Source organism: Streptomyces sp. V1I1, from assembly GCF_030817355.1.
In the GTDB taxonomy this organism is placed as follows: Bacteria; Actinomycetota; Actinomycetes; order Streptomycetales; family Streptomycetaceae; genus Streptomyces.
This window is the reverse complement of the sequence record NZ_JAUSZH010000001.1, coordinates 6098855-6117198: the sequence shown is the minus strand read 5'-3', so window position 1 is coordinate 6117198 and position 18344 is coordinate 6098855. Positions and strand designations below refer to the sequence as shown.

Annotated in this window: 19 protein-coding genes; 12 read left to right on the top strand and 7 right to left on the bottom strand. The window is 69.4% G+C overall.

All coding sequences use genetic code 11. From position 1 onward, the window contains the following. Window positions 1-36: 36 nt before the first annotated feature. Window positions 37-966 (bottom strand): SDR family oxidoreductase, encoded by a 930-nt coding sequence (locus QFZ67_RS28680; protein ID WP_307663942.1) that lies wholly within the window; start codon window positions 964-966, stop codon window positions 37-39. A gap of 111 nt (window positions 967-1077) precedes the next feature. On the opposite strand from QFZ67_RS28680, the gene QFZ67_RS28675 reads away from it, so the two are divergent. Continuing rightward, window positions 1078-1599, top strand: a complete 522-nt coding sequence (locus QFZ67_RS28675) for a DUF4240 domain-containing protein (protein ID WP_307666001.1) — start codon at window positions 1078-1080, stop codon at window positions 1597-1599. A 64-nt stretch (window positions 1600-1663) separates the two neighbouring features. Here the strand turns inward: QFZ67_RS28675 and QFZ67_RS28670 are convergent, their stop codons facing one another. After that, window positions 1664-2161: a GNAT family N-acetyltransferase gene (locus QFZ67_RS28670; protein WP_307663941.1), complete on the bottom strand. Its 498-nt coding sequence runs from the start codon at window positions 2159-2161 to the stop codon at window positions 1664-1666. 44 nt (window positions 2162-2205) lie between these two features. On the opposite strand from QFZ67_RS28670, the gene QFZ67_RS28665 reads away from it, so the two are divergent. Next, a complete protein-coding gene (locus QFZ67_RS28665; RefSeq protein ID WP_373430138.1) occupies window positions 2206-3096 on the top strand; it encodes a TIGR01777 family oxidoreductase in 891 nt (296 codons plus the stop codon). A 259-nt stretch (window positions 3097-3355) separates the two neighbouring features. After that, complete coding sequence (locus QFZ67_RS28660) at window positions 3356-4705, top strand: NAD(P)/FAD-dependent oxidoreductase (protein WP_307663939.1); 1350 nt, start codon at window positions 3356-3358, stop codon at window positions 4703-4705. Window positions 4706-5067: 362 nt separating this feature from the next. Here QFZ67_RS28660 and QFZ67_RS28655 read toward each other — a convergent pair whose 3' ends face one another. Further along, entirely contained in the window at window positions 5068-6513 is a 1446-nt protein-coding gene (locus QFZ67_RS28655; RefSeq protein ID WP_307663938.1) for a regulator, read from the bottom strand. Window positions 6514-6754: 241 nt separating this feature from the next. On the opposite strand from QFZ67_RS28655, the gene lipB reads away from it, so the two are divergent. The 4 genes from lipB (at window position 6755) to QFZ67_RS28635 (ending at window position 9846) form a co-directional block, all read left to right on the top strand. Beyond that, complete coding sequence (lipB, locus tag QFZ67_RS28650) at window positions 6755-7549, top strand: lipoyl(octanoyl) transferase LipB (protein ID WP_307663937.1); 795 nt, start codon at window positions 6755-6757, stop codon at window positions 7547-7549. 102 nt (window positions 7550-7651) lie between these two features. Then, window positions 7652-8617, top strand: a complete 966-nt coding sequence (gene lipA, locus QFZ67_RS28645; RefSeq protein WP_307663936.1) for a lipoyl synthase — start codon at window positions 7652-7654, stop codon at window positions 8615-8617. 292 nt (window positions 8618-8909) lie between these two features. After that, window positions 8910-9119 (top strand): hypothetical protein, encoded by a 210-nt coding sequence (locus QFZ67_RS28640; RefSeq protein ID WP_307666000.1) that lies wholly within the window; start codon window positions 8910-8912, stop codon window positions 9117-9119. A 19-nt stretch (window positions 9120-9138) separates the two neighbouring features. Next, window positions 9139-9846: a DUF4191 domain-containing protein gene (locus QFZ67_RS28635; protein ID WP_307663935.1), complete on the top strand. Its 708-nt coding sequence runs from the start codon at window positions 9139-9141 to the stop codon at window positions 9844-9846. Window positions 9847-9927: 81 nt separating this feature from the next. Here the strand turns inward: QFZ67_RS28635 and QFZ67_RS28630 are convergent, their stop codons facing one another. Beyond that, complete coding sequence (locus QFZ67_RS28630) at window positions 9928-10395, bottom strand: RDD family protein (RefSeq protein ID WP_307663934.1); 468 nt, start codon at window positions 10393-10395, stop codon at window positions 9928-9930. A gap of 209 nt (window positions 10396-10604) precedes the next feature. Between QFZ67_RS28630 and glnA the strand changes: the two genes are divergently transcribed. Further along, a complete protein-coding gene (gene glnA, locus QFZ67_RS28625; protein WP_307663933.1) occupies window positions 10605-12014 on the top strand; it encodes a type I glutamate--ammonia ligase in 1410 nt (469 codons plus the stop codon). A gap of 98 nt (window positions 12015-12112) precedes the next feature. Here the strand turns inward: glnA and QFZ67_RS28620 are convergent, their stop codons facing one another. Further along, window positions 12113-12331, bottom strand: a complete 219-nt coding sequence (locus QFZ67_RS28620) for a hypothetical protein (RefSeq protein ID WP_307663932.1) — start codon at window positions 12329-12331, stop codon at window positions 12113-12115. Between the two features lie 139 nt (window positions 12332-12470). Between QFZ67_RS28620 and QFZ67_RS28615 the strand changes: the two genes are divergently transcribed. The 3 genes from QFZ67_RS28615 to QFZ67_RS28605 are packed head-to-tail and all read left to right on the top strand — an operon-like array spanning window position 12471 to window position 15408. Beyond that, complete coding sequence (locus QFZ67_RS28615; protein WP_307663931.1) at window positions 12471-13745, top strand: CmpA/NrtA family ABC transporter substrate-binding protein; 1275 nt, start codon at window positions 12471-12473, stop codon at window positions 13743-13745. Beyond that, window positions 13742-14623, top strand: coding sequence for a nitrate ABC transporter permease (ntrB, locus tag QFZ67_RS28610; protein WP_307663930.1), 882 nt, complete (start codon window positions 13742-13744; stop codon window positions 14621-14623). Before QFZ67_RS28615 ends, ntrB begins: the two co-directional genes overlap by 4 nt. Further along, window positions 14620-15408 carry an ABC transporter ATP-binding protein gene (locus tag QFZ67_RS28605; protein ID WP_307663929.1) on the top strand — a complete coding sequence of 263 codons (789 nt, stop codon included), beginning with the start codon at window positions 14620-14622 and terminating at the stop codon, window positions 15406-15408. The genes ntrB and QFZ67_RS28605 overlap by 4 nt, the downstream gene beginning before the upstream one ends. A gap of 360 nt (window positions 15409-15768) precedes the next feature. Here QFZ67_RS28605 and QFZ67_RS28600 read toward each other — a convergent pair whose 3' ends face one another. Next, window positions 15769-16980 (bottom strand): serine hydrolase, encoded by a 1212-nt coding sequence (locus QFZ67_RS28600; RefSeq protein ID WP_307663928.1) that lies wholly within the window; start codon window positions 16978-16980, stop codon window positions 15769-15771. A 394-nt stretch (window positions 16981-17374) separates the two neighbouring features. Here QFZ67_RS28600 and QFZ67_RS28595 point away from each other — a divergent pair, with 394 nt between their 5' ends. Beyond that, window positions 17375-17725 carry a hypothetical protein gene (locus QFZ67_RS28595; RefSeq protein ID WP_307663927.1) on the top strand — a complete coding sequence of 117 codons (351 nt, stop codon included), beginning with the start codon at window positions 17375-17377 and terminating at the stop codon, window positions 17723-17725. Here the strand turns inward: QFZ67_RS28595 and QFZ67_RS28590 are convergent. Continuing rightward, a complete protein-coding gene (locus QFZ67_RS28590) occupies window positions 17722-18258 on the bottom strand; it encodes an NUDIX hydrolase (protein ID WP_307663926.1) in 537 nt (178 codons plus the stop codon). The genes QFZ67_RS28595 and QFZ67_RS28590 overlap by 4 nt on opposite strands. Window positions 18259-18344 lie beyond the last annotated feature (86 nt).

Below are 18344 nucleotides of genomic sequence, written 5' to 3'. Positions count from 1 at the left end.
CCGCTAGTCCCTACCGGTAGTCCCCACCGCTAGTCCCTACCGGTAGTCGTCCTTGGACGGGTCCGCGCCCGCCGCCTCCTCCGCGATGTACGTCCAGACGTCCGGCCTGCTGCCGTCCGCGTCCGTGACGCCGTACACCTTCGCCAGCTGCCCGCTGGAGAGCGACTGCCCGTTCCAGCGGGCCCGCTCCGGGTCCGCTGCGAGCGCCGCGACCCCCCGGCCGACATAGACCGGCGACTCGGACAGCGCCCAGTGCGCCTGCTTGTCGATCGCCTCGCGCCAGGTCTCCTCGGTGACGCCGAAGATGTCGAGCATCTCCTCGGAGCGCAGAAAGCCCGGGGTGACGGACACCGCCGCGCCGCCGACGCTCTTCAGCTCCTCGCCCAGGATGAAGGCCATCCGGATCGGGCCGTTCTTGGCGAGGTCGTAGTAGAAGTTCTCGCGGAAGCCCTTGTTGGTCTCGGCCGTGCCATCGGTGACCTCGACGACCAGGCCGCCCGGCCGCCGTACGAGCAGGGGCAGCGCGATGCTGCTGGTGATGATGTGGCTCTTCACCCCGAGCTCGATCATCCGCAGCCCGCGGCTCAGCTCGACGTCCCACATCCGCGTGTCGAAGTCGAGCAGGTGGTTGCCGCCCCAGATGTCGTTGACCAGGATGTCGAGTCGGCCGTGGTCGCGGTCGATCCGCTCGACGACCGCCCGTACATGCTCGGGCTCCAGATGGTCGGCCGGTACGGCGATGCCTTCGCCCCCCGCCTCCGTGACCAGCTCCGCCGTCTCTTCGATGGTCTCTGTCGCCCGGCCGACCTCGCTGACGTGCTCGCGAGTGGTCCGTCCCGTCACATACACCGTCGCTCCGGCCGCGCCCAGCTGTACGGCGATGGCGCGGCCCGCGCCCCGGGTGGCCCCCGCGACCAGTGCGACTTTCCCTGTCAGTGGTGTGTCCGTCGGTGTGTCCGTCGTCATACGCCGACGGTCGCACGGATACCCGACATCTCCTGTCCGCCATTCGAAAGAGTCAGCATTTCGGTGGCTCCGCGTGCGCCGCCCCCCGCCAACCACGATGCTTGTCCCGTGATGGACGAGACGGAGTTCTGGGAGATCATCGACAGCACCCGCGAGGCCGCCGAGGGCGACCCCGAGGACCATGCCGAACTGCTGGTCGAGCGGCTGCTGCAGCTCGACCCCGACTCCGTGCTGGACTTCGCCCGGCACTTCGAGGCCCGCTACAACCGCGCGTACACCTGGGATCTGTGGGGCGCGGCCGCCGTGCTGCTCGGCGGCGCGAGCGACGACGCCTTCGACTACTTCCGCTGCTGGCTGATCGGGCAGGGCCGGGAGATCTTCGAGGGCGCGCTGCACGGCCCGGACACGCTGGCCGAGCTGCTCGATGAGTTCGACGAGGACATCGACGGGGACGGCGAGGAGCTGGGGTACGCGGCGGACGAGGCGTACGAGCAGCTCACCGGGGTCGTCGCGCCGGATCTCGGGATCGCGCCACAGACGGCCGAGCCGGCCGGGACGCCGTTCGACTTCGACGACGACGAGGCGCTGGCGCAACGTTTCCCCCGGCTCTGGGAGCGCTTCGGGAACCCGTGAGAACTCCCGCCCGGATCAAGGCCGTTGGTCACGACGCTGGCCACAACGTTGGCCACGACGTTGCTCACACGGTGAGGCTGCGGCCCATCATCACGTCGTCGACGTACTGCCCGTCCAGGTAGAACTCCCCCGGCAGCACGCCCTCGACCGCGAAGCCCTCCGACTCGTACAGCGCACGGGCCGGTTTGTTGTGGCCGAGCACCCGCAGCGTCATCCGCACCGCGCCCTGGCGTCGCGCCTCGGCGAACGCGGCTCGCAGCAGCGCCCGCCCGGTCCCCCGCCCGCGCGCGCGGTCGGCCACGGCGAGGCCCTGGATCTGCCGCACATGCTGGTTGCAGGCGAGCGGGGTGGGCGGGATCAGCCGGATGTAGCCGATGACCGTGCCGTCGGCGTCCTCGGCGACGAGGAAGTCCTCGGGCCGGTGGTTCGAGTCGAAGAAACTGTCGTACGGCGGCCTCGGCCTCGGCTGCACCGCGTGCAGCGGAGACCAGGTGTCCCGGTCGAGCTCACCGAGGACTGCCTCGTCGGTACGCAGTGCGGGGCGTATGTGCGACTCGGACATGAAGGTCACTGTGCCATGCGGCCGTACGGGGGCAGGATGTGCCCATGCGGATCGCGGTCACCGGCTCCACCGGACTCATCGGTACGGCACTTGTGCGCTCGCTGCGCTCGGACGGGCACGAGGTGGTGCGCCTGGTGCGCCGCCCCGCGCGGGCCGGGGACGAGGTGGAGTGGGACCCGCACCGGCAGTACGTCGACGTGGGCGGCCTGGTCGGCTGCGAGGGCGTCGTGCATCTCGCCGGTGCGGGGATCGGCGCGCGCCGCTGGAACGACGCGTACCGCAAGGAGATCCGGGACAGCCGGGTGCTGGGCACGGCCGCGATCGCGGAGGCGGTCGCCTCCCTGGATGCACCGCCCCGGGTGCTGATCAGCGGGAGCGCGGTCGGCTTCTACGGCGACACCGGGGACCGTGCGGTGGACGAGAGCGCACCTCCCGGCGACGGGTTTCTGCCAAAGCTGGTCGTGGAGTGGGAGGAGGCGGCGGCCCCGGCCGAGGAGGCGGGCATCCGGACCGCCTTCGCCCGCACGGGGCTTGTGGTGGCGCGCAAGGGCGGGGCGTGGGGCCGGATGTTCCCGATCTTCAAGGCGGGCGTGGGCGGGCAGCTCGGCAACGGCCGGCAGTACTGGAGCTACATCTCGCTGCACGACGAAGTGGCGGCGCTGCGGCACATCCTGGACACGGAGTCGCTGTCCGGTCCGGTGAACCTCACGGCCCCCCACCCGGTCACCAACCGCGAGGTCACCGAGGCGATGGGCCGGGCACTGCGGCGTCCCGCGTTCTTCGCGGTCCCCGCGCCGGTGCTGCGCGTCGTCCTCGGCGAGCTGGCCGAGGACGTCCTGAGCAGCCAGCGGGTACTGCCGAACCGGCTGCTGGAGTCGGACTTCTCCTTCGCGTTCCCGGGCATCGACGAGGCGATCCGCGCGGCCCTGCGGTAGCCCGGCGCCCGGGCCGCGGGGAGGGGCGCAGCCCCGGGAAAGAGCTGCGGGGTCTGGTGCGGCGCCCCCGGAAAAGAGCCGCCGGGTCTGGTGCGGCGCCCCGGGAAATGACGTGTGCGCCCCCGCGCCCCGGTGCTCCACCGCATGCGCGACTCGCGGTTCGGCCACCGCTGCCTACTCTCTGTCCGACTCGGGCATTCCGGGGGCCTGTTGGGGGCATGAGGCTCCCACCAGCCGCGCCGACCTCGGGGAGGGGCACGTGCTCAGCAGCACCGCTCATCATGCGGACGTCGTCATCGTCGGGGCCGGGATCGCCGGTCTCTCGGCGGCTCATCAACTCATCAGCGCAGGCATCAAGGTCACTGTTCTGGAGGCTGCCCCTGAGGTGGGCGGCCGGATGGCCACGGAGGAGATCGACGGATTCCGGCTCGACCGCATCGGCCAGTTGCTCAACACCTCGTATCCCGAACTGCGCCGCACGAAGGGGCTCGCGGACGTCGTCCTGCGGCCCTTCTCGCCCGGTGTGCTCGTGCACAGCGGGGGGCGGCTCCAGCGGACCGGAGAGGTGGTCAGGCGGTCCGGTGAACCAGGGGGCGCACGGTGGGGCTCCCCCCACGCCCTCCGGGGCGTAGGGGGAGCATTCACGGTCGCACGCGCCCTCGCAAGCGCCCCCAGGCCGCTCGACCAGGCCCGGCTCGGCGCGTCCCTCGCCCGTCTCGCGGCCACCCCGGTGGAGCGCCTGCTGGCCCGCCCCGAGCGGCCCACGGCGGGCTCGCTCTGCACCCGCGGCGTGCCGGTCCGTACGCTCCACGGCTTCCTGCGCCCGCTGCTGTCCGCACTGCTCTGCGACCCGGCGCTGACCACCTCGAGCCGGTGCGCCGATCTCGCCCTGCGCGGCTTCGCACGCGGCCGGTTGTGCGTACCGGAAGGGGGCGCGGCGGCTCTGCCCCGGCAGCTGGCGGCCGCGCTGCCGCCCGGCACCGTACACACGGGGATACGTGTCACCGACGCCTCCATCAACCGCGTCATGACCGACGAGTACGGCGAACTCGGCTGCCGTGCCCTGGTTCTGGCCACCGGCGCCCGCGCGGCCGCCGAGCTGCTGCCGGGCCTGCGCGTGCCGACCTTCCATCCGGTCACGGTGCTGCACCACACCGCGCCCGAGGCCCCGCTCGCCGACCCGGCCCTGGTGCTGGACGGGGATCGCGGCGGGCCCGTCTCGCACACCGCCGTGATGAGCGAGGTCGACCCGTCGCGCGCGCCGGCCGCCCGTGTGCTGATCTCGTCGACGGTGCTCGGGACTCCCCCGCCGCAGCTGGACCGGGCCGTCCGCGCCCATCTCGCCACGCTGTACGGCACGCCCACGGCCGACTGGGAGCTGCTCGCGGTTCACCACGACCCGGAGGCGGTCCCGGCGATGCCCCCGCCGCACGATCCGCGCCGCCCGGTGCGGCTGCTGTCCGGGCTGTACGTCTGCGGGGACCACCGCGATACGAGTACGGTCCAGGGCGCGCTGTTCTCGGGCCGCAGGGCGGCGGACGCGATCCTGCGGGACTTCGGCGTCCAGCAGGGCTACGAGGAGGCGGCCGCGCTGTCGGCGGTGGCGTAACCGCTCTTCTCGGGCCTCCGCCCCGAACCCCGCGCCTCAATCGACGGCGAGGCTTGAAATGCCCGGGCCCGCGTCGGGGCTCCGCCCCGAACCCCTCCCCCTACGCCCTGGCGGGCGCGGGGGGACCCCCAGAAGGGCGTACGGGGTCTGGGGCGAAGCCCCAGTTTCGGGAAGGGGCGGGGTAGGGGAACAAGCCCCGTCGGCGATTGAGGCGCCGAGATCCGGGGCTCCGGCCCAGACGGTCCGAGATCCCGGGGCTCGGCCCAGGCGTCCGGGGTCCCGGGGTCCGAGATCCCGGGCGTCCGGGGCTCCGGCCCAGGGGTCCGGGGTCCCGGGGTCCGGGGGGCGGCGGCCCCCCGGGTTCAGCCCAGCGCTGCCACCCGGTCGCGATAGTTCCGCGCCGCCGCCGCGTCCCGGTACGGCTCCAGCCGCCGCTCGAATTCCCGTACGTACTCCGTAGCCCGCGCCGATCGCATCTCCGACGCCTGCAACGCCGCCTCCGCCCCCAGCGCGCACGCCTGGTCCAGCTCCCCCAGGCCGAGCCGGGCGGAGGCCAGCACCACCCGGCAGAAGACCCGGCTGCGCGCGAACGCCGGAGCGCGCAGCTGGAGCGAGCGCTCCGCATGCTGCGCCGCCGCCCGGTACTGCTGCAGATCCCGGTGGCAGTGCCCGAACTCGTCCGCGAGCTGCGCCTCGTCGAAGAACCGCGCCCAGTGCGGCACATCGTCCCCCGGCCGCGCCGTCTCCAGCGCCCGCTCGGCCCGCACCAGCGCGGCGGTGCACGCCCGCACGTCGCTGAGCACGCCGTGCCCGCGTGCCTCGACGGCATGCAGCAGCGCCTGCACCACCGGCGGCGCCGACGAGCCCACGCCCTGCTGGGCGACGCGCGTCAGCTGCACCGCCTCCCGGCCGTGCCCGAGGTAGACCGCCTGGCGGCTCATGGTCACCAGCACATAGGAGCCGTACGCGCGGTCTCCGGCGGCCTGGGAGAGCCGTAACGCCTGGACGAAGTAGCGCTGGGCGAGGCCGTGGGCGGCGATGTCGTACGACGTCCAGCCGGCCAGCCGGGTCAGATCGGCGGCCGCGGCGAACAGCCGCCGCCCCGTGACCTCCCCATAGGTGCCGCGGAGCATCGGCTCGGCCTCGTGCTCGAGATAGCGGACCAGCGCCTGCCGGGCGTGACCGCCGCCGTAGGCGTGGTCGAGGGTGCGGAACAGCTCGCCGACCGAGCGCAGGGCCGCGATGTCGCCGCTGGAGACCTTCTGGCCGGGTCCCCGGTCGGTGGAGCGCTGCCGGGGGACGGCGACCCGGCCCTGAACGGGGACGCGGCTGGTCCCGCTGTGCCCGGCCTCGCCCCGGCCGACCCGCTCGTCGGCCCGCCCGATCAGCCAGTCCCTGCTCGGCACGACAAGCCCGGCCGGGGTGAACGCGATCTTCCGCAGCTCCGCGTGGCTGCCGGAGTCCTTGCGCCACAGCCCGCTGACGATGTCCACGGCCTCCTCGGGCGTGGCCGCGAACTCCAGACCGGCGTATACGGGCGCACAGGCGTCGAGCCCCAGGTCCTGCGCCGACAGCCGGCGGCCGAGCCGCCGGGTGAACACCTCGGCGATCAGGGCGGGAGTGGTGCCGCGGGGCTGCTGGCCGCGCAGCCAGCGGGTCACGGAGGTTTTGTCGTACCGCAGATCCAGCCCATGCTCGAGTCCGAGCTGGTCCACTCGGCGGGCAAGACCTGCGTTGGAGAATCCGGCTTCTGCGATCAGCGCGGCGAGCTGTCGGTTGGGGATGCGCTGTGGGGATCGTTCCGTCATCAGCTGTGCGGTCTCCTGCCTTCCGGGCCGCGAGCAGCCCTATGGAACGGCGTGAATTTAGCGACCCTTCGCGCCCGGACCGCCAGCTTCGCCCCACATTCATCCGATCGTGTGAGGATTGGGGAAGTCGCTGACGGGACGCACCTGCCCAGTCGGCCTCCCGCGAGCCGCCGTACAGTGGCCTGGCGTGGTGAGTGCAGGTTGAAGGTTGTGCAGGGTGAGGGTCCAGGGAGGCTCAGCCGTGAGTGAGCTGCGGTTCGTCCAACTAGGGTTCGGCGACGAAGCCGTCGAGTACCAAGAGGCGTGGCAGAAACAGCGCGAGGTCCACGCCGCCCGGTTCGCCGACGAGATCGAGGACACCTGCCTGTTCCTGGAGCACCCGCCCGTGTATACGGCGGGCCGGCGCACACAGGACAGCGAGCGCCCCCTGGACGGCACCCCCGTCGTCGACGTCGACCGCGGCGGCAAGATCACCTGGCACGGCCCGGGCCAGCTGGTGGGCTACCCGATCCTGAAGCTCCCGCGCCCGGTGGACGTCGTCGCGCATGTGCGCCGGCTCGAGGACGCGCTGATCCGCACCTGCGCGGAGTTCGGCCTGGAGACCACCCGTATCGAGGGCCGCAGCGGTGTGTGGGTGCTGGGCGACCCGGTCGAGGACCGCCCGGCGATCGGCGGTCTCTCGCTGGACTTCGACCCGCGCCTGCAGGACGAGGAGTTCGACCCGCGGCTGAACGGCCCGGAGTACGCACCCTCCAACGCCGGCCAGCGCCGCGAGGACCGCAAGCTCGCGGCGATCGGCATCCGTATCGCCAAGGGCGTCTCGATGCACGGCTTCGCGCTGAATGTGAACCCGGACAACACGTGGTTCGACCGGATCGTGCCGTGCGGGATCCGGGACGCGGGCGTGACGTCGCTGGCGTACGAGCTGGGCCGCGAGATCACGATCGCCGATGTGCTTCCGGTCACCGAGAAGCACCTGCGCGCCGTCCTGGAGAACGCGGACCTGCGACCGAGGCCCATCGAGGCCGCCGTCTAGGGAATGCACCCCTGCGGCCTGGGGTTGGCCAGACGTAGGGCCACACAAATAACGGGCGTACCCTGGTGTCCGCCGAAGAATCGAAGTCGTAGGGAGCCGGACGTGTCCGCAGTCGCACCCGACGGACGCAAGATGCTGCGCCTGGAGGTCCGGAACAGCCAGACGCCCATCGAGCGCAAGCCCGAGTGGATCAAGACCCGGGCGAAGATGGGTCCCGAGTACACGCAGATGCAGAAGCTCGTGAAGAGCGAGGGTCTGCACACCGTGTGCCAGGAGGCCGGCTGTCCGAACATCTACGAATGCTGGGAGGACCGCGAGGCGACCTTCCTCATCGGTGGCGACCAGTGCACCCGGCGATGCGACTTCTGCCAGATCGACACCGGCAAGCCCGCCGCCCTCGACCTCGACGAGCCGCGCCGCGTCGGCGAGTCCGTGGTCACCATGGACCTGAACTACGCCACCATCACCGGCGTCGCGCGCGACGACCTGGAGGACGGCGGCGCCTGGCTGTACGCCGAGACGGTGCGCCAGATCCACTCGATGACGTCGGAGCGCGAGGCGGGCCGCACCAAGGTCGAGCTCCTCATCCCCGACTTCAACGCGGTGCCGGAGCAGCTGGCCGAGGTCTTCTCGTCCCGCCCGGAGGTGCTCGCGCACAACGTCGAGACCGTGCCGCGGATCTTCAAGCGGATCCGCCCCGGCTTCCGTTACGAGCGCTCCCTCGAGGTCATCACGCGTGCCCGCGAGGCGGGCCTGGTCACCAAGTCGAACCTCATCCTGGGCATGGGCGAGGAGCGCGAGGAGGTCAGCGAGGCGCTGCGGCACCTGCACGAAGCGGGCTGTGAGGTGATCACGATCACCCAGTATCTGCGTCCTTCCGTACGCCACCACCCGGTCGAGCGCTGGGTGAAGCCGCACGAGTTCGTGGAGCTGAAGGAGGAGGCCGAGGAGATCGGCTTTTCCGGTGTGATGTCGGGTCCGCTGGTCCGTTCCTCGTACCGCGCGGGCCGGCTGTACCAGCAGGCGATCGAGCGCCGGGGCGCAGTCGCCTCGTCGCAAGCCGTGTGAATTCGGGCACAGACAACTACTGGCCAGTAATGGCGAGTTTGACGCGGCTCGTACCCTCCCCGCAGGTCGGGGGCGGCGTACGGGCCGTGTCCGCGTTCGGGCACGGCGCATAAAGGTTTCATCGGTGTTTGACCAGTCGGTCACGCCCTGGTAACACCAATCAGTGACCCTGGGCTTACGCACAGCACGCACCGCTCGCTCTGTGCACAGCACGCACCGCTCTCCGTACCGCCCCGCACCGCTCCCGCTCTTCGTCTCGCACCCCGATCTCACCCCGAGGGGGGACATCCACATGCAGGCCGCGCCGGTTCGTCCCGTACGCGCTACCGCCATCCCGTCCGTCACCGATGCCCTGCGCGCCATGGAGTCGCTGCTCCTGGGCAGCGGCCAGCGCACCGCCCGCAGGAACGCATGGACGGCGGTCCTCGAAGACCGGCGCCGGGCCAAGGACCGGGTCGAGGCGCAGCATGTACTGGAGGCCGTGGCCGACCGCACTTCCTGAGCCACGTAAACTTCTGGTTATGGCGAGGAAGGCAAACTCAGACAGCGCTGACGCTGCTGCGAACCCCGGGCGACTGAAGCAGATCGCCCTGACGTACAAGATGACCCGGAAGGCCGACTCGAAGGTCGGTCTTGTCGTCGCGGCTGTGGGAATCGTCACCTTCGGTGTCTTCCTCGCGATCGGATTCTTGATCGACCACCCCGTTTATCTGGGCATCCTCGGATTCCTGCTGGCCTTCCTCGCGATGGCGATCGTCTTCGGACGCCGCGCCGAGCGAGCGGCCTTCGGGCAGATGGAAGGCCAGCCGGGCGCGGCGGCCGCGGTGCTGGAGAACGTGGGCCGCGGCTGGAGCACGACTCCGGCGGTGGCGATGAACCGCAGCCAGGACGTGGTGCACCGGGCGGTCGGCAAGGCCGGCATCGTGCTGGTGGCGGAGGGCAACCCGAACCGGCTGAAGTCGCTGCTGGCGGCCGAGAAGAAGAAGATGGCGCGCATTGTGGTGGACGTGCCGGTGCACGACATCATCGTGGGCACCGGCGAGGGCCAGGTGCCGCTGAAGAAGCTGCGCACGACGATGCTGAAGCTGCCGCGGGTGCTCACCGGGCCGCAGGTCACGGCGGCGAACGACCGCTTGCGGGCGATGGGCGACCTGATGAGCAACATGCCGCTGCCGAAGGGTCCGATGCCGAAGGGTATGCGGATGCCGCGGGGCGGGAAGATGCGCTGACCTCGTACGAGATACGCGTACGAGACACGGAGGCGGCCCGGACGAATGCGTCCGGGCCGCCTCCGTATTTCCTCTACCGGGTCAGATCCTCACCTGTACGGCGCGGGCGAGGCGGTCGTGCAGCCCGCGCCCGTCGCGGTCCCAGATGAGGGCCGGGATCGCGAGGCAGAGGAGCACGCTGCGTACGAGAACCCGGAAGATCCCGAGCCGCCCGCCGTCCTCGGAGATGACGCGCAGCCTGAGGATCCGCTTGCCGGGCGTGAAGCCGACGGTTCCGACGGTCAGCACGCTCAGTACGAGGAAGATGCCGAGCGCCCAGTTCCCGGAGCCCTGCCGGTCACCGTTCGCGAACAGTCCGTATGCGATCAGGAGGCACAGCCCCCAGTCGATGAGGACGGCGCCGAAGCGCCGCCCGAGGGGGGCGATGGAGCCCGGTCCCGCCTCCGGCAGACCCAGCCGCTCACCCCGGTGACCGAAGTCGGCGCCCATGTCCTCGGCGGCCGCGCGGGGTCCGGAGAGCCACGATCCGATTGCTTGCCTGTTGTCCACCCGTACACGGTACTGCGCCCGGTTTCACCCACCTGAAGGCGGGGCCTTGACGCGGCTTCGACTCCCGGCCCGGTTAACTTCGGCGAAACAAATGGGTCATGCTTGAGAAATCCCGCCTGCTTAAGGTCGGGTCTCAGCGTGTGCCACCGCACTGGCCGCACGAAGAGCTACAACCCCGCCCTTCCCGGGTCGGGAGTAGGAGGAGTTGGATGTTCCAGAACGCCGACGACGCCAAGAAGTTCATCGCGGACAACGACGTCAAGATGGTCGACGTCCGGTTCTGCGATCTTCCCGGCGTGATGCAGCACTTCACGATCCCGGCGACGGCGTTCGACCCGTCCGACGAGCTGGCCTTCGACGGCTCGTCGATCCGCGGCTTCCAGGCGATCCACGAGTCCGACATGGCGCTGCGCGCGGACCTGTCGACGGCGCGGCTCGACGCGTTCCGCAAGGACAAGACGCTCAACATCAACTTCTTCATCCACGACCCGATCACGGGCGAGCAGTACAGCCGTGACCCGCGCAACATCGCCAAGAAGGCGGAGGCGTACCTCGCCTCCACCGGCATCGCCGACACGGCGTACTTCGGCCCCGAGGCCGAGTTCTACGTCTTCGACTCGGTGCGCTTCAACACCACGTCGAACGAGGGCTTCTACCACATCGACTCCGAGGCCGGCGCCTGGAACACCGGTGCGGTCGAGGACAACCGCGGCTACAAGGTCCGCTACAAGGGCGGCTACTTCCCGGCCCCGCCGGTCGACCACTTCGCCGACCTGCGTGCCGAGATCTCCCTGGAGCTGGAGGCGTCCGGCCTCCAGGTCGAGCGCCAGCACCACGAGGTGGGCACGGCCGGCCAGGCGGAGATCAACTACAAGTTCAACACGCTGCTGGCCGCGGCCGACGACCTGATGCTCTTCAAGTACATCGTGAAGAACGTCGCCTGGCGCAACGGCAAGACCGCGACCTTCATGCCGAAGCCGATCTTCGGCGACAACGGCTCGGGCATGCACGTCCACCAGTCCCTGTGGCAGGGCGGCTCCCCGCTGTTCTACGACGAGCAGGGCTACGCGGGCCTCTCGGACACCGCCCGCTACTACATCGGCGGCATCCTGAAGCACGCCCCGTCGCTGCTGGCCTTCACGAACCCGACGGTGAACTCGTACCACCGCCTGGTCCCGGGCTTCGAGGCGCCGGTCAACCTGGTCTACTCGCAGCGCAACCGTTCGGCGGCGATGCGCATCCCGATCACGGGCTCGAACCCGAAGGCGAAGCGCGTGGAGTTCCGCGCGCCGGACCCGTCGTCGAACCCGTACCTGGCGTTCTCGGCACTGCTGCTCGCGGGCCTCGACGGCGTCAAGAACAAGATCGAGCCGGCGGAGCCGATCGACAAGGACCTCTACGAGCTCGCCCCCGACGAGCACGCGAGCGTCCCGCAGGTCCCGACCTCGCTCCCGGCGGTGCTGGAGGCCCTGGAGGCGGACAACGAGTACCTGCAGGTGGGCGGGGTGTTCACGTCGGACCTGATCGAGACGTGGATCGACTACAAGCGGACGCACGAGATCGCGCCGATCCAGCTGCGGCCGCACCCGCACGAGTTCGAGCTGTACTTCGACATCTAAGAACGCCGCAGGTCGGAGCGGGTTTCCGCTCGCCTGGGCCGTCTGTGGGCCGTCGGCCGTGTTCTTCCGCTCCCGGAAGGCGCGGCCGACGGCCGTTTTCATGGGTGCCGGCCCGACGCGCGCACCTGACGGTGCCGGCCCCGCACGCCGCCACCGTCCGCCGTCTGCTGGAACACGTCGACGGTGACGCGCTGGACGTGGCGGTGGGCCGGTTCCTGTCCGCCGGGGCCGACCGTCGCCCCGGCGACGGGCGATGGCCACATGGCCGGTCCGGGCTCGACCTCAAGGCCGGTCCGAATGCGGGTGTCGACGCTCATCCCGCTCTCCACCATGTCCTGCTCAGCACAGGTGCACACCACCGTTCTCTGTGAACTCCGGACGAGTCGCGGTTCGTTTCCCCCTCCTCACACTGCGTGCCCATGGAGCTGCGAGATGTGTGATTTACGCCCTTGACATATGCGCAATTCCGCCGTCGCGGTGGACCCCTACGTTCTGGCCATGGAGAACAACCTCGGGCGCAGAGGCTTCCTGCGCCTTACTGGAACAGCCGCCCTCACTGCCTCGCTGGGCAGCGCCCTCGCCGCGTGCGGATCCGCCGACGAGAAGTCCTCATCAGCCAAGCCCGGCCGTACCGTGCGACTTGGGTTCATCGCGTTGACCGACTGTGCTCCGTTGGTGATGGCGAAGGAACTCGGGTACTTCGCCGAGCGCGACCTCAACGTCGAATTGATCAAGCAGGCCTCGTGGCCGGCCACCCGGGACAACCTGCTCAACGGGCAGATCGATGCCGCTCATGCCCTCTTCAGCCTCCCCCTGTCCGTTGCATCAAAGATCGCGGGCACGGGTTCGACCGACCTCAAGATAGCCATGGTGCTCAACAACAACGGCCAGGCCATCACCCTCAAGAAGGACTTCGCCGACGCCGGCTACGCGGACCTGGATGCCGCCCGGGCACTGCTGGAGAAGAAGTCGCCGACCCTGGCCATGACCTTCCCTGGCGGCACGCACGACACCTGGCTGCGCTACTGGCTGAAAGCCACCAAGGCCGATCTGTCGGACGTCAAGATCGTTCCGGTCCCGCCACCGCAGATGGTTGCCAATATGAAGGTCGGCAACATGGACGGCTATTGCGTCGGGGAACCCTGGAACGCCGTCGCCGTCCAGCAAGGCATCGGCTTCACTCATCTGACCACCCAGGACCTGTGGCAGCACCACCCGGAGAAGGCCCTGGTCGCGGGCGCCAAGTTCGTAACTGAGCGCAAAGGAGTCCTGGCCGACGTGATGGGGGCCATCCTCAAGGCGGCGAAGTGGCTCGATGACCTGGACAACCGCGCCAAGGCGGCGACGACGATCGGCGCCGCGAAGTACGTCAACGCGCCTGCGAAGGACATCGAAGGCCGGCTGCTGGGGACCTACGAGCTGGGAGCGGACCTCGGCGAGAAGAAGTACAGCGGCGACCAGATGATGTTCTTCCGCGACGGCAAGGCCTCCGCGCCACGGCGCGCGCACGCGATCTGGTTCCTGAGTCAGTATCAGCGCTTCGGACTGCTGAAGGAAGCGCCGCCCTACGCCAAGATCGCCGATGAGATCGTCCTGCGAGACCTCTATGAAGAGGTCGCCGGCAAGGAGGGCATCGACGTACCGGGCGACGACATGAGCCCGTTCCCCGTCAAGCTCGATGGCGCAACGTTCGACCCTGCCAAGCCCCAGGAGGAGGCGAAGCGGAAATGACCACGTCGCTGACCGGCACGGACCAGGCTGATCCTGCAGTGGCGCCGGCCACCGGGCCACAACCGTCCGGCCCGCCCGACCCCGGCGTCTGGGGGAGCCGGCTCGCCGAGATCGGCCGCGGCATCGGCTGGGCCGTGGTCGGCACTGCCGCCATCGTGCTGCTCTGGCAGCTTGCCGCGTCCCGGTCAGCTGACGTCCCGACCCCGCTCGACGGGGCCCGGGCGCTGGTTGACCTGCTCGCGGATCCGTTCTACGACAATGGCCCGAACGACAAGGGAATAGGCCGTCAACTGGGCATCTCGCTGCAGCGGGTGTTCACCGGCTTCGCGCTGGCCGCTGTGGTCGGGGTACTGGCCGGCCTGCTCATCGGCGCGAGCCGCCGGGCCTGGCTGGCGTTCAACCCGGTGGTGCAGGTGCTGCGTCCCGTGTCGCCGCTGGCCTGGTTCCCGATCTGGCTGGCCGTGTTCAAGGACGCTGACCAGGCCTCGGTATTCGTGATCTTCATTACCGCGCTCTGGCCGACGCTTCTCAACACCGCGGCCGGCGCGGCGGAGATCCCGCGGGACCACCGCAACGTTGCGCGAGTCTTCCGGTTCGGCCGCGTGGCCTACCTACGGCATGTGCTCGTGCCCAACGCTTTGCCGTCCATCATCACCGGACTGCGGCTGTCGATGGGCATCGCATGGATGGTCATCGTGGCGGTCGAGATGCTCTCCGGCAATGCGGGGATCGGGTTCTTCGTGTGGGACTCGTACAACGCCGGGAACCTCAGCACAGTCGTCGCCGCGATCGTGCTCATCGGCCTTGTCGGCCTGGTCCTTGACGTGATTCTCGTGCGGGTTTCGCGCAAGGTGGCTATCGAGGAGGTTCAGTCGTGACCGTCGAGATCCGCGGGCTGCACAAGACGTTCCGCCGAAGGGGGGCAGCCGCTCAGCATGTCCTGCGGGGTGTCGACCTGACCGTCGACGAAGGGGAGTTCGTCTCCTTCATCGGCCACTCGGGCTGCGGCAAGTCGACGCTGCTCAATCTGGTCGGTGGGCTGGTCCGCCCGGACGCGGGTGAGGTCGTGGTGGACGGTCAGACTGTCACCGGGCCGGGGCCCGAACGGGCGATGGTCTTCCAGAACTACTCACTGCTGCCCCGGCTGAGCCTTCTCTCCAATGTGCGCGAGGCCGTCCGCGCGGCACGGCCGGACTGGTCTCGGACAAAGGCCGACGACATGGTCGAGCGGTATCTGACCGCTGTCGGGCTGTGGGAGCACCGCGAAAAGCGCCCAGGTCAGGTGTCGGGCGGCATGGCTCAGCGCGCCGCGGTCGCCAGGGCCTTCGCCGTGGGACCCCGCACCCTGCTGCTGGACGAGCCGTTCGGTGCGCTGGACGCGCTCACTCGCTCGCGATTGCAGCAACAACTCGTCGAGCTGTGGGGCAACGAGTCGGAGACAGAGAAGGTACTCATGGTCACGCACGGGCTCGATGAGGCGATTCTGCTCGCCGACCGGATCGTGGTCATGTCCAACCCGCCGCAGCCGTCGGTACGCACCATCATCCCGGTGCCGATCCCGCGTCCTCGGGACCGCGCGACGATCACCAACCACCCTGCATACGCCGCTACCCAGGAGCAGTTGTCCGAGCTGCTGCTCGCCGACCAGGCGGAGGCCGCATAGCCCAGGCCGGTCCCAGGGTCGCACGGCGCGCCCGATCCCAAGTCGCTGCCGCACTGTATGAGTTCCTGCGCAACAAGCCTCAGCAATGAGTCCCGCAGGGAGCCAAACAGGGAGCCAGATGCCTCGACACCAGGTGACTCCTCCCGGACGACCACGGACACCTGATCCTCGCTTACGCCGTGAGGCGGGGCTGTACGCCCCGCCTCTTGGGCCGTCGTCTTACGCCTGAGGTAATCCTCAAGCCGGGTCCCAAGGAGGAGGGCCAGAACGGGGCCGTCTGTGGGCCGTCGGCCGTGCTCTTCCCTCACCGGAGAGCGTGGCCGACGGCCCTTCTCAGTCGGTACCAGTGGCCGGCCTGGCTCACTGCCCCGCCGGCTGGGCGGGCAGTTTGAAGATGTGTTGCGGGGTCACGATGCGGGTGATCGCCTGGCCGAAGAGCGTGCTCGGTTCAGACCCCTTGTAGTTGATGTCCGTGTTGAGGAGCACGACCAGCGTCGCCTTCGCCTCCGGCAGGTAGACGACCAGGGACTCGTACCCGGGCAGCGAGCCGTTGTGGCCGATCCAGCCCGCGACATTGAAGATGCCCAGGCCGTAACCGGTGTCCGGCAGGCCGCTGGGGGACATCTTCAGGCGCTGAGCCTGCGTGGCCGGACTGAGCAGTGTGCCGGTGGCGAGGGTGTGGGCCCAGCTACGCAGATCGTTCAGGTCGGAGATCACGGCTCCGGCGGCCCAGCCCCAGGAGGGGTTCCAGTCCGTCGCGTCCTGGACCTTGCCGGTCGCCGTCTGGTCGGTGTAGCCGTGGGCGTGCGGCGTCGGGAACTCCGCGGCCTTCGGGAAGAGTGTGTGTTTCAGGCCCGCCGGTTCGAAGACGTTCCGCTTGATGTACTCCGCGAGGGGCTGACCGCTGGCCTTCTCCACCACGAGGCCGACCAGGATCAAGTTGGTGTTGCAGTAATCGAACTTCTCACCGGGCTGGAACTGCACAGGGTGCTTGAAGGAATACGCGAGCAACTCCTGCGGCGTGAACGGCCGTCGGGGATCGCTTGTCAGTGCCTTGAAGAATCCCGGGTCCATGGAGTAGTTGAAGAGCCCGCTGCGCATCCCCGCCAGCTCGCGCAGGGTGATCCGGTCTCCGTTGGGGACACCGTCCACGTACTTCCCGATCGGGTCGTCCAGACCGACTTTGCCCTGGTCGACCAGCTTGAGAAGGGCAGTCACGGTAAACGTCTTGGTTTCGCTCCCGATCCGCATATACAGGTCCGTGGACATACGCGCGCCCGTCGCCTTGTCGGCGACCCCGAACGCGCGGACGTAACTGCCCTTGCCCGGAACCCACAGTCCAACCGTCACGCCGGGCACGTTCGCTTCGCGCATGACCTGTGTGACTGCCTTGTCCAACTGTGTGGCCACGGCGGGAGTGAGCTGCGGGAACGCGGTGGATGCGGATGCGGATGCGGTTGGTTCTGGGGTGGGTTGGGAGTACGCGGATTCCGCGGGCAAGAAGATGACCAGCAGCCCGGCCGCCACGGCGGCAGCCGCCCCCCTGCGCAGCCGTGCGTGCAAGCGCGTCATGAGCCGGCTCCCGTCACGAGAGGACAAAGCTCCAAAAGAATCGTAGGCCCAGGCCACAGACCCAGCGACTTGAGCGGCCTTCCGCGCACACCCTGGGAAAATGGTCGCTTCGACGAGAAATCGGCTGCCTCGTCGTGGTTCACCGGCCCTGATGCGGAAAGGACCGCGATCCCGACGCGGGGGGCGGCCCTCCCGGCTCTCCGTCGATCCCCTGACCGCTCGGACGTCAGGGGCTTGGCGCATGTCGGCGAGTGCGTCGACGAGCCGCTCAGGCACGCCGGGGCGCACTACAGATGCCGCGCGCAGATGAACATCCACCTGCCACCAGTCCATCGACGGCTCCCGCCATGCGTACGAACGCGCACGCGGTCACGGGGGTGAAGCGCCCTCCTGGGTGGGCTACTTCGACGAGACCAAGCTCATCGTCGACACCGGCATCGCCCTCGCCCGGCTCGGCGAGGCACCGCGTGCCGAGCCGCTCATCGCCGAGGGGCTGCGCCGGGAGAAGACCACCCAGCAGCGCGGCCGCGCCTTCCACGCCTTCTGGCTCGCCAGCACCCAGCTCCAGCAGGGCAAACTCAACGACGCCTGTCACAGCGCCGGGCTTGCTCTCGACCTGACTGCCTCCATCGACTCACCTCGCGTGGCAGGTCACGTCCAGGAGTTCCAACGACGCCTCGGGCCATACGCTCGCGAGGCGCCGGTGATCGCGTTCGAGCAACGGATGCGGGAGATGCTCGGCTAACCCTTGGCAGCCTCGTCCAAGAGCAGGTACAGCAGGCCCACCAGGCTGCCGCTGCTCACGATCTCGCGGCGGTCGATCATCCCGCGGATCTCCGGCAGCGGGATCCACTCGATGCGGTCCGACTCGTTCGCCTCCGTTGGTGGGCCTGCGTACGTGGCTCCGTCTGCGCGGAAGACGTGGTGCTCGGAGTCGGTGATTCCGTTCGCGGGCTGTGCATAGACCAGTGGCTTCATGGCCTCCACCCGCCAGCCGGTCTCCTCCTCGACCTCCCGAGCAGCCGCCTGTTCCGGGGTCTCGTCCGCCTCAATGAGGCCCATGGGGAGTTCCCAGCCCCAGGTATCGGTGATGAAGCGGTGCCGCCACATCAGGAGCACCCGCTTCTGGTCGTCGACCACGGCGGCGACCGCCAGGTGCCGCATGCGTACGACGTGGTGCTCCCAGCGGCGGCCGTCGGGCTGCTGAACATCCACGAGCCACAGGTTGACCCACGGGTTGGTGTAGATCTGCCGTTCGCCATGGACAGTCCACCGCATGAGCCCATCTCCCTTTCGCCGGTGCGGTTTCCAGCACGTCACTTCGACGAGAAATAGTCCGTCTCGTCGCGGTTTCACCTCCGTGA